Source organism: Streptomyces sp. NPDC089915, assembly GCF_040684675.1.
Taxonomy (GTDB): domain Bacteria; phylum Actinomycetota; class Actinomycetes; order Streptomycetales; family Streptomycetaceae; genus Streptomyces.
In genome coordinates this window covers 1-9,971 of sequence record NZ_JBFBGN010000191.1, presented here as the reverse complement: position 1 = coordinate 9,971, position 9,971 = coordinate 1, and the positions used below count along the sequence as shown (strand labels likewise).

Sequence of the window (9,971 nt, the reverse complement as noted above, 5' to 3'; positions counted from 1 at the left end):
CTTGTCTTTCCGGGGCGGGTCGGGCTGTCAAGGGTGGCCGAAGGCCATCGCGAAGCGACGCGACCGGAGGGAGCGCCCTTGACCGACCGGCCCGAACCGGAAGGACAGTGGGACTGACGGGAAACCCCCGAGCCATCTCTGAGACCGCTTGGCCGGGATCCCGCTCCCGACAACCCGATCAGGACTTTTCCGGGGCCGTCAGGTCGATCAGCCGGCACACCGTCTCGATGTCTATCTTCACCTGGGCGATCGACGCCCTCCCCGACAGCCACGTGATCAGGGCCGAGTGCCAGGTGTGTTCGATGACGCGGACCGCCGACAGCTGTTCCGCCGTCGGTGGGGCCTCCAGGCCCATCGCGTCGAGGATGATGGCCGTCGTCAGGCGGGAGACCGTGTCCACCTCCGGGCTGACGCTGCGGTCCGCGAACGTCAGTGCGCGGACCATGGCGTCCGCCAGGTGCGGCTCCCGCTGCAGCGCCCGGAACGCCCGCATCAGCGTCTCCGCGACCCGTTCCGCCGGCTCCTCGCCCGCCGGAGGACGCTTGCGCAGGGTGGTGTGCATGTGCTGGAGCTGGTCCTGCATGGTGGCGACGAGCAGGTGCACCTTGGACGGGAAGTACCGGTACAGCGTGCCGAGCGCGACCTGCGAGGACTCCGCGACCTCGCGCATCTGCACGGCGTCGAAGCCGCCCCGGCTCGCCAGTTGCGCGCTCGCGTGGAGGATCCTGCGGCGGCGGGCCTCCTGGCGTTCCGTCAGGGGAGGGGACGCCGGGCCGGTCAGGGCCGCCGCCGGTGTCGTGACCGCCTTCGCTTCCGCTGTCATGTGTCCCGTTCCTGGCGTTCCGTGTCGTTGCGGGTGCTGCTTCGGGGAGGAGCCGGTGACCGCTCCGGAAGCCAGCATGTCAGGCCTCGCGGCGGGCGTCCGAGCCGTGGCGCGAATCACCTGCTCCGCCTCTTACGGTGTGGTTTCCGGCCGGTAGATTCAATGCTCTTCGACGGATCAAGTCTGAAACTTGTTCTACATTATCCGAGCGGTTACGCTCCGGCGACAGTGCAGGGAGAAGGGGGCCGAGAGTGACCGCAGAGGCCATGGTGACGAGCCCTTTCGAGGCTCTCGCGGGTTCCGCCGCCGACGGCGACCGGCCGTTGCGCATCGCACTGCTCACCTATAAGGGGAACCCGTTCTGCGGCGGCCAGGGCGTCTACGTCCGCCACCTCTCCCGCGAGCTCGTGAAGCTCGGCCACTCCGTCGAGGTCATCGGTGCGCAGCCCTACCCGGTGCTCGACACCGGCGCGACGCTCACCGAGCTGCCGAGCCTGGACCTCTACCGCAGCCCCGACCCGTTCCGCACGCCCAAGCGTGACGAGTACCGGGACTGGATCGACGCCGTCGAGGTCGCGACCATGTGGACCGGCGGCTTCCCCGAGCCGCTGACCTTCTCGCTCCGCGCCCGGCGCCACCTCCAGGCCCGCGCCGGTGAGTTCGACGTCATCCACGACAACCAGACCCTCGGTTACGGCCTGCTCGGCGACCTCGGCGCACCGCTGGTGACGACCATCCACCACCCCATCACCGTCGACCGCAAGCTGGACCTCGCCGCCGCCAAGGACCGCAAGAAGCGCGCCTCCGTGCGCCGCTGGTACGCCTTCACCCGCATGCAGGGCCGCGTCGCCCGCCGGCTGCCCTCCGTCCTCACGGTCTCCGGCTCCTCCCGGCAGGAGATCGCCGAGCACCTGGGCGTCCGCGACGAGCGCATCCACGTCGTCCACATCGGCGCCGACACCGACCTCTGGTCGCCGGACCCCTCCGTCGCCGAGGTCCCCGGGCGGATCGTCACCACCTCCAGCGCCGACGTCCCGCTCAAGGGGCTCGTCCACCTCGTCGAGGCCCTCGCGAAGCTGCGCACCGAGCGGCCCGACGCGCACCTCGTCGTCGTCGGCAAGCGCGCCGAGAGCGGCCCGGTGGCCCGCGCGATCGAGAAGTACGACCTCCAGGACGCGGTCCGCTTCGTCAAGGGCATCACCGACGCCGAACTCGTCGACCTGGTCCGCAGCGCCGAAGTCGCCTGCGTGCCCTCCCTCTACGAGGGCTTCTCGCTCCCGGCCGCCGAGGCGATGGCCACCGGCACGCCCCTCGTCGCCACCACCGGCGGAGCGATCCCCGAGGTGGCCGGCCCGGACGGGGAGACCTGCCTGGCGGTGCCGCCCGGTGACGCGGGGGCGCTGGCCGCGGCCCTGGGCCGGATGCTCGGCGACTCCGCACTGCGCGCCCGTCTCGGGGCGGCCGGACGGGAGCGGGTGCTGGCCCGGTTCACCTGGGCCAAGGCCGCCGAGGGCACCGCGGCGCACTACAGAGCCGCCATCGCGCGGGCGGCCTCCGCCAGGACCGCCGCCGCCCGGACCCGGTGACCGGCGCCCCGCACGCACGTCACCCCGTCCGCATGCGCCACGCCACCCGCACCACGCACACCACCGGCACTGTGCAGACCACGCAGACCACGCACACCACCCGCACTACCCGCACCACCCGCACCACCCTTCACCCCCGTGACCGCGAAGGCAGGACCCCGTGCTGACCGTCGATTTCTCCCGGTTCCCGCTCGCCGCAGGCGACCGTGTGCTCGATCTGGGCTGCGGCGCAGGCCGGCACGCCTTCGAGTGCTACCGGCGCGGCGCCCAGGTCGTCGCCGTCGACCGCAACGGCGAGGAGATCCGCGAGGTCGCCAAGTGGTTCGCCGCCATGAAGGAGGCCGGTGAGGCCCCGGCCGGTGCCACCGCCACCGCCATGGAGGGCGACGCCCTGGCCCTGCCCTTCCCCGACGAGTCCTTCGACGTCGTCATCATCTCCGAGGTGATGGAGCACATCCCCGACGACAAGGGCGTCCTCGCCGAGATGGTGCGCGTGCTCAAGCCGGGCGGCCGCATAGCGGTCACCGTCCCGCGCTACGGCCCGGAGAAGATCTGCTGGGCGCTGTCCGACGCCTACCACGAGGTCGAGGGCGGCCACATCCGCATCTACAAGGCGGACGAGCTGCTCGGCAAGATGAAGGCCGCGGGCCTCAAGCCGTACGGCACCCACCACGCGCACGGCCTGCACTCCCCGTACTGGTGGCTCAAGTGCGCCTTCGGCGTGGACAACGACAAGGCGCTGCCGGTCAAGGCGTACCACAAGCTCCTGGTCTGGGACATCATGAAGAAGCCGCTGGCCACCCGCGTCGCCGAGCAGGCGCTCAACCCGCTGATCGGCAAGAGCTTCGTGGCGTACGCGACCAAGCCCCACCTCCCGGTCGGCGCGGCCAAGTGAGCTCGCCGGGGCGCACCGTACCCGAACACCTCGTCCTGGACGGCGTGCTGACCGCCGAGCAGGCGGCGCGGACGGTGGAGGGGATACTCGACGCGCAGCGCGCGGACGGGGCCATACCGTGGTTCCGGGGCCACCACCTCGACCCGTGGGACCACACCGAGGCCGCGATGGCCCTGGACGCGGCCGGCGAGCACGAGGCGGCGGAGCGGGCCTACGCCTGGCTGGCCCGCCACCAGAACCCGGACGGCTCCTGGTACGCGGCCTACGCGGACCGGCCCGACGGCGTGGACACCACCGAACCGCAGGACGCGGGCCTGGAGTCCAACTTCGTCGCGTACATCGCCGTCGGCGTCTGGCACCACTACCTGGCCACCGGCGACGACACCTTCCTGGACCGGATGTGGCCGGCGGTCGTGGCGGCCGTCGAGTTCGTCCTCGGCCTCCAGCAGCCCGGTGGCGAGATCGGCTGGAAGCGGGAGGCGGACGGCACGGCCGTCACCGACGCCCTGCTGACCGGCTCCTCCTCCATCCACCAGGCGCTGCGCTGCGCCCTGGCCATCGCCGACCACCGCGGTGACGCGCAGCCCGACTGGGAGCTGGCGGCGGGCGCGCTGGCGCACGCGATACGCCGGCACCCGGAGCGGTTCCTGGACAAGTCCCGCTACTCGATGGACTGGTACTACCCGGTCCTGGGCGGCGCCCTGTCGGGTGCGGAGGCGAAGGCGCGCGTCGAGGAGCGCTGGGACGAGTTCGTCGTCCCGGACCTGGGGGTGCGGTGCGTGCTGCCGAACCCGTGGGTGACGGGCGGGGAGTCCTGCGAGCTGGCGCTCACGCTGTGGGTGATGGGGGAGTCCGACCGGGCGCTGGAGATCCTGCGTTCGATCGGCCACCTGCGCGCCGAGAACGGCATGTACTGGACGGGTTACGTGTTCGAGGACCGGGCGGTGTGGCCGGTCGAGCAGACGACCTGGACGGCGGGCTCGCTGCTCCTGGCCGTGGCCGCGCTGGGCGGCGACGAGGCCACCGCGGAGGTCTTCGGCGGCGACCGGCTCCCGCCGGGCCTGGACCCGGGCTGCTGCTCCTAGGGCGCGTCCGCTCCTAGGGCGCGTCCGCTCTAGGGCGCGTCCGCCCCTAGGGCGCCCGGCGGCCGGTTCAGACGCGGTGGAGGAGGCGGGCCAGGGCGTGGCCCGCCACCAGGTAGACCAGGGCGGCCAGGCCGTAGCCGACGATCACCTGTGCCCAGTGGCGGGCGAGGTGGAAGATGTCGAGCGACCAGCCGGCCAGCCAGGTCGCCGCGTCGTGGAACCACGCGACGACGTCGTTGGACCGGTTCGCGTCCAGCAGGTCCATCACGATCCACACGACGATGATCAGCGCGACGACGTCCGCGGCCAGGGCCACGATCCGGCCGGCCGACCAGCCGGCGCGGCGTCCTGAGGTGCGTCCTGAGATGCGTTCTGCGTGCATGCCGGGCGTCTTGCCGCTGCCGTCCGGTTGAAACGCGCGCCCCGTGTCCGAACGGGCGACCCGAGTGGCGGGGCGGCGGTGGCCGGGTGAGGCTGCGGGGGACACCTCAGTCCCCGGAGGCAACCGTGCGCGTACCCACCACCGTCCGATTCCGTCGCGCCGTGACGGCCGTGCTCCTGTCCACCTCGCTGCTGGCCGGCGCCACCGCGTGCGGTACCGGTGGCGACCGGGGCCGGCGGGAGGAGGTCTCGTCGGCCGCGACGGCGGCGGAGCTGGCCGCCCTCGCGGTGGCGGAGCCGGAGGCGGCCGAGGCCGACGAGCTGGCCGCGGCGACGCCCGAGCCGAGCACGTCGGCGGAGCGGGAGAAGTTCGCGAAGACCCGCTTCGTCGCCAACGCCGGGCTCGCGGCGGGGGCCACCTACCAGTGGATCATCAAGCCGTACCGGGCGGGGAAGTTCAAGAAGGGCGCGAAGGGCCGTACGTTCGCGCTGATCAAGGCGGGTCTCGCGGGCGCGTTCGCGTACAACCGGCTGAAGGCGGCGGCCGACAACGCCAAGGGCGACCCGCTGCTGTCGAAGGCGATGGGTCCGCTGACGGCGGGCATCGACTCCCTGAAGAACCTGAGCGGAAAGCTCCGCAAGGGCGATGCGGGTGACGCCGACATCAGCTCCTTCGAGAACGTGATCAACGGGGTGAAGGAGGCCGGCAAGAGCGCGGGCGCCCCGGTGACGGACAAGGTCCCGAGCGTCTCCCAGCTCGGCGGCTGACGGCCGGGCCCGCCCTACCCGCACCCCGAAGCCGCCCATCGGTACCCCGGTGGGCGGCTTCGGGTGTTTCGGGCTGTTTGAATGGGGTCCGTGATCGAGTTCCTCCTCTTCGCCCTGGTCGCCGCCGGTACCGGCTGGCTGCTGCGCCGCAAGCACCGTCTGCGGGTGGCGGCCGGCCCGCCCGCCGGGATCCCCGGCATGGCCCGGCGCCCGCCCGGCGAGGGCCGCTGGCGCCCGGGCCGGGTGTACGCCGACGGCGGCGCGGCCCGCTGGGAGCCCGGCCGGGGCCCCGCCGTACCGCTGGCCGGCACCCGGGAGGGCTCCGTCCGGACCCCGTCCGTACGGGAGGGGCTCGCCATCAACCCCGGCTCGCGGATCGTCGCCTGCACGGCCACGGACGGCGGCCCGGACCTGGAACTCGCGGTGATGCCCCAGGACCTCCCCGAACTCCTGACCGCCGTCCCGCCGGCGGCGGATGGCGGGACGCCGGAGACGGCCTAGCCGTTCAGCTCCGCCATCACGCGGAGGGTGTGGGGGTCGGGGGCCGTGATCAGGAGGTCGGTCACCGGGCCCTTGCGCCAGAGGGAGAGGCGTTCCGCTATGCGTTCGCGGGGGCCGATCAGGGAGATCTCGTCGGCGAAGGCGTCCGGGACGGCGAGGACGGCCTCCTCTCTGCGGCCGTCGAGGAACAGCCGCTGGATCCGCCGGGCCTCGGCCTCGTACCCCATGCGGGCCATGAGGTCGGCGTGGAAGTTGCGGGCCGAGTGGCCCATGCCGCCGATGTAGAAGCCCAGCATCGCCTTGACCGGGAGCAGCCCCTCGGCGACGTCCTCGCAGACGTGGGCCCGGACCATCGGCGCGATCATGAACCCCTCGGGGAGGTCGGTGAGGGAGGCCCGGTAGACGTCCGTGCGGGTGGGGGACCAGTACAGCGGCAGCCAGCCGTCCGCGATCCGGGTCGTCTGGGCGATGTTCTTCGGGCCCTCGGCCCCCAGCAGCAGCGGGAGGTCCGCGCGCAGCGGGTGGGTGATCGGCTTGAGGGGTTTGCCGAGCCCGGTGCCGTCCTCCCCCCGGTAGGGGTGCGAGTGGAAGCGGCCGTCCAGCGTGACCGGGCCCTCGCGCCGCAGCACCTGGCGGACGACGTCGACGTACTCGCGGGTGGCGGTGAGCGGGCTCGCGGGGAACGGGCGCCCGTACCAGCCCTCCACCACCTGGGGCCCGGACAGCCCCAGGCCCAGCATCATCCGGCCGCCGGAGAGGTGGTCCAGGGTGAGGGCGTGCATGGCGGTGGCGGTCGGGCTGCGGGCGGCCATCTGCGCGATGGCGGTGCCCAGGCGGATGCGGGAGGTGTGCGCGGCGATCCAGGTGAGCGGGGTGAAGGCGTCGGAGCCCCAGGCCTCGGCGGTCCACACCGAGTCGTAGCCCAGGCGTTCGGCCTCGGTGGCGAGATCGAGGTGGGACGGGCCGGGGCCGCGGCCCCAGTAGCCGAGTGCGAGTCCGAGGCGCATGTACGGTCCCTCCGCGCTGCCGGTGCCCGGGGATGGCCGGACAATGGAGCTGACGCATCGTCAGATCCTTGGTCCGGGCGACTGTAGGGCACGCGGGCCCCGCCGGGAAGTGCGACGGCCCCCCGCCCGGGTGGGCGGGGGGCCGTACGCTCGCGGGCGCGCGGGATCAGCCGCGCTGGATGCCCGAGGTGTCGTTCAGGACGCCGCGGCGGCCGTCCTGCGTCTGGGCGATCAGCGCTGACGGGCCGCGCTGGTCGACGGCCAGGTACCAGGTGCCCGGCGCGAGCTCCGTGATCGGGGTGGGGGAGCCGTCCTCGGGGAAGAGGGGCCGGGCCACCGGCACCGCGAACCAGAACGGCGTGAACTCCTCCGCCGGGAACCCCGCGGCGGCGGGCTCCTGCGGGGCGCCCCCGTACGGCGGGGCCGGCTGCGGGGTGGCCCCGTAGCCCTGCGGCTGCTGGCCGCCCGGGTAGCCGTAGCCGCTGCCGGGCTGGCCCCCGTACGGCTGGGCGGCGACGGGCTTGGGCTCCGGGACGAGCGGCCCGGCGAGCGCGGGGATCTTCCCCCCGGCGACGGCCACGCCGGCCAGGGCGAGCGTGGAGAGGAACGCCAGGATGCTGCCGACGCCGAGATCGGCGCGCGCGGGCATGGTGATCAGGGACCACAGGGCGTTCCAGGCGGCGGCGACGGCCAGCGCGGAGCCCCAGGCCGTCAGGGTCAGCCCGCCGACCTTGCGGCCCTCGGGCTGGAAGCGGGCCCCGATGAGCAGGCCCGCCGCGATGAAGCCGGTCAGGAAGATGGCCGGGAGGACCAGCCCGTAGGAGTCGGTGTCCCAGGCACTCGGGAGGTCGGCGCCGGTCACGGAGTAGAAGTCGAGGAACGAGGCGATGAACAGCAGCGCCGCTGCTCCGATCACCACGCCGTCGCCTCGAGTGAGGGAGCGGATGTTCACGTCTCTGGTGTCCTTCTCGGTCTTGGCAGGGGCGGATCGGGCGCCCCCATGGTACGGAGGTTTCCGCGGCCGAGAGGACCGGGGGCGGCGGGGCGCCGGCCCCGGGAGGGCTACCCGCCCAGGAAGCCGGTGATGCCGTCCGCGATGCCCTGGGCCGCCTTCTGCCGCCACTCCGGACTCATCAGCTGCGCCGCGTCCTTGTCGTCACGCATGTTGCCGCATTCGACGAACACCTTGGGCCGGGTCGACAGATTGAGCCCGCCCAGATCGTCGCGGACGACCAGTCCGGTTCCGCTGCCGAGGTAGTTGGCGGGGGAGGAGCCGGTGGCGCGGGCGAAGTTGGAGGCGATGCGCTCGCCGAGGTCGCGGGAGGGGCCGACGATCTTCGCGGTGTCGGCGCTGCCGCCCTTGACCCGGGCCGGGAGGATGACGTGGAAGCCCCGGTTCCCGGCGGAAGCCCCGTCGGCGTGGACGGAGACCACGGCGTCGGCCGTGGCCTGGTTGCCGATCCGGGCCCGCTCGTCGATGCAGGGGCCCCAGGGGCGCTCGCCGTCGTGGGTCAGGACCACCTTGGCGCCCTTGGCCTCCAGCAGGGCGCGCGCCCGGTGGGAGACGTCGAGGGAGAACTCGGCCTCCATGTAGCCGGAGTTGGTGGTGGTGCCGGTGGTGTCGCACTCCTTGCGGTTGGTGCCGATGTCCACCTGCTGGTCGATCTCCCGGCCGTGCTTGAAGTTCCCCGTGTTGTGCCCGGGGTCGATCACTACGGTCCGGCCGGTCAGCGGGCCCTTGGCGGGGGCGGCCGCCCGGGAGGCGGCCGGGGAGGCCGCGGAGGCGCTGGGCTTGGCGTCCGCCGCGGCCGCCGGTGAGGAGGCGGCGAGCGGAGCCGCCGCAGGCTGCGGGGCGCCGGAGGCCGGGCCGGACAGCACCTGGGTCAGCACCCAGCCCGCCAGACAGGTCGGGGCCAGCGCCGCGAGCGCCACCGCGAGGGCGGGCCGGCGCGCGAACCAGGGCCGGTCGGGGCTGATGGAGGAGGCGGACTCGGGCGGCGGGGGGCTGTCGTCGTAGCGCACGTCGCGATGCTAGAACGCCCGGCCGGTGCCCGTCCGCACCCTGAGCCATCCGAGGGCGTGGTCCGATTGTCGGCCTGTAGGCCCGGCAAGATCCGGAAGAGCCGCCTCAGACGCCTTCGCCGGTGCGGCGCAGGACGCGGAGGGAGTCCGTCACCGAGATCTCCTCGAAGGCGCCGGAGGCCAGGGCGCGCAGGTAGATCCGGTACGGGGCCTGGCCGCCGTCGGCCGGGTCCGGGAACACGTCGTGGATGACCAGGGTGCCGCCGACCGCCAGGTGCGGGGCCCAGCCCTCGTAGTCGCCGGCGGCGTGCTCGTCGGTGTGGCCGCCGTCGATGAAGACGAAGCCGAGCTTGCCGCCCCAGGTGGCCGCGACCTGCGGGGAGCGGCCCACGATCGCGATGACGTGCTCCTCCAGACCGGCCCGGTGGAGGGTGCGGCGGAAGGTGGGGAGGGTGTCCATCAGCCCGATCTCCGGGTCCACGACCGTCGGGTCGTGGTACTCCCAGCCGGGCTGCTGCTCCTCGCTGCCCCGGTGGTGGTCGACGGTGATCGCGGCCACCCCCGCCTCGCGGGCGGCGTCGGCCAGCAGGATCGTGGAGCGCCCGCAGTACGTGCCGACCTCCAGCAGCGGGAGCCCGAGCGCGGCGGCGCCGGAGGCGGCCGCGTGGAGCGCGAGGCCCTCGCCGACGGGCATGAACCCCTTGGCGGCCTCGAAGGCGGCGAGGGTCTCCGGCTTGGGGGTGGCGGCCATGGGTGTTCCTCCGGCGTGAGCGGGTGTGGCGGCCCATGGTGCCCTACCGCCCGGTAGGGCACCATGCCGGGGTCCGCGGAAGGCCGCCGCGGGTGGGGGGTGCGGTCCGGGTGCCGTGCGGGTGCCGTGCGGGTGCCGTGCGGGTGCCGGCC

The 9,971-nt window shown here is 73.6% G+C and carries 11 protein-coding genes; 5 read left to right on the top strand and 6 right to left on the bottom strand.

From position 1 onward, the window contains the following. Positions 1 to 178 precede the first annotated feature (178 nt). Entirely contained in the window at positions 179 to 823 is a 645-nt protein-coding gene (locus AB0O29_RS32355) for a TetR family transcriptional regulator (protein WP_365158902.1), read from the bottom strand. A 251-nt stretch (positions 824 to 1,074) separates the two neighbouring features. On the opposite strand from AB0O29_RS32355, the gene AB0O29_RS32350 reads away from it, so the two are divergent. The 3 genes from AB0O29_RS32350 to AB0O29_RS32340 all read left to right on the top strand — a co-directional run bounded on the left by AB0O29_RS32350 (position 1,075) and on the right by AB0O29_RS32340 (position 4,389). Further along, positions 1,075 to 2,409, top strand: coding sequence for a glycosyltransferase family 4 protein (locus tag AB0O29_RS32350; protein WP_365158899.1), 1,335 nt, complete (start codon positions 1,075 to 1,077; stop codon positions 2,407 to 2,409). 160 nt (positions 2,410 to 2,569) lie between these two features. Then, positions 2,570 to 3,304 (top strand): class I SAM-dependent methyltransferase, encoded by a 735-nt coding sequence (locus AB0O29_RS32345; protein ID WP_365158897.1) that lies wholly within the window; start codon positions 2,570 to 2,572, stop codon positions 3,302 to 3,304. Further along, positions 3,301 to 4,389, top strand: a complete 1,089-nt coding sequence (locus AB0O29_RS32340) for a prenyltransferase (protein WP_365158894.1) — start codon at positions 3,301 to 3,303, stop codon at positions 4,387 to 4,389. Before AB0O29_RS32345 ends, AB0O29_RS32340 begins: the two co-directional genes overlap by 4 nt. A gap of 67 nt (positions 4,390 to 4,456) precedes the next feature. Here the strand turns inward: AB0O29_RS32340 and AB0O29_RS32335 are convergent, their stop codons facing one another. Continuing rightward, on the bottom strand, positions 4,457 to 4,771 hold the full coding sequence (locus AB0O29_RS32335) for a hypothetical protein (protein ID WP_365158891.1): 315 nt from the start codon (positions 4,769 to 4,771) through the stop codon (positions 4,457 to 4,459). A gap of 161 nt (positions 4,772 to 4,932) precedes the next feature. Between AB0O29_RS32335 and AB0O29_RS32330 the strand changes: the two genes are divergently transcribed. Both AB0O29_RS32330 and AB0O29_RS32325 read left to right on the top strand, forming a co-directional pair. After that, positions 4,933 to 5,538 carry a hypothetical protein gene (locus tag AB0O29_RS32330; RefSeq protein WP_365158889.1) on the top strand — a complete coding sequence of 202 codons (606 nt, stop codon included), beginning with the start codon at positions 4,933 to 4,935 and terminating at the stop codon, positions 5,536 to 5,538. A 90-nt stretch (positions 5,539 to 5,628) separates the two neighbouring features. After that, positions 5,629 to 6,039 (top strand): hypothetical protein, encoded by a 411-nt coding sequence (locus AB0O29_RS32325; protein WP_365158886.1) that lies wholly within the window; start codon positions 5,629 to 5,631, stop codon positions 6,037 to 6,039. On the opposite strand, the gene AB0O29_RS32320 is transcribed toward AB0O29_RS32325, so the two are convergent. The 4 genes from AB0O29_RS32320 to AB0O29_RS32305 form a co-directional block, all read right to left on the bottom strand. After that, positions 6,036 to 7,046: an LLM class F420-dependent oxidoreductase gene (locus AB0O29_RS32320; protein WP_365158883.1), complete on the bottom strand. Its 1,011-nt coding sequence runs from the start codon at positions 7,044 to 7,046 to the stop codon at positions 6,036 to 6,038. The two genes, AB0O29_RS32325 and AB0O29_RS32320, sit on opposite strands and share 4 nt — an antisense overlap. Before the next feature lie 166 nt (positions 7,047 to 7,212). Continuing rightward, a complete protein-coding gene (locus AB0O29_RS32315; RefSeq protein WP_365158880.1) occupies positions 7,213 to 7,998 on the bottom strand; it encodes a hypothetical protein in 786 nt (261 codons plus the stop codon). Positions 7,999 to 8,108: 110 nt separating this feature from the next. Then, positions 8,109 to 9,068, bottom strand: a complete 960-nt coding sequence (locus AB0O29_RS32310; RefSeq protein ID WP_365158878.1) for an N-acetylmuramoyl-L-alanine amidase — start codon at positions 9,066 to 9,068, stop codon at positions 8,109 to 8,111. Between the two features lie 106 nt (positions 9,069 to 9,174). Continuing rightward, the gene (locus AB0O29_RS32305; protein WP_365158875.1) at positions 9,175 to 9,819 is read right to left on the bottom strand and encodes a class I SAM-dependent methyltransferase; all 645 of its coding nucleotides are present in this window, start codon (positions 9,817 to 9,819) and stop codon (positions 9,175 to 9,177) included. Positions 9,820 to 9,971: the final 152 nt, after the last annotated feature.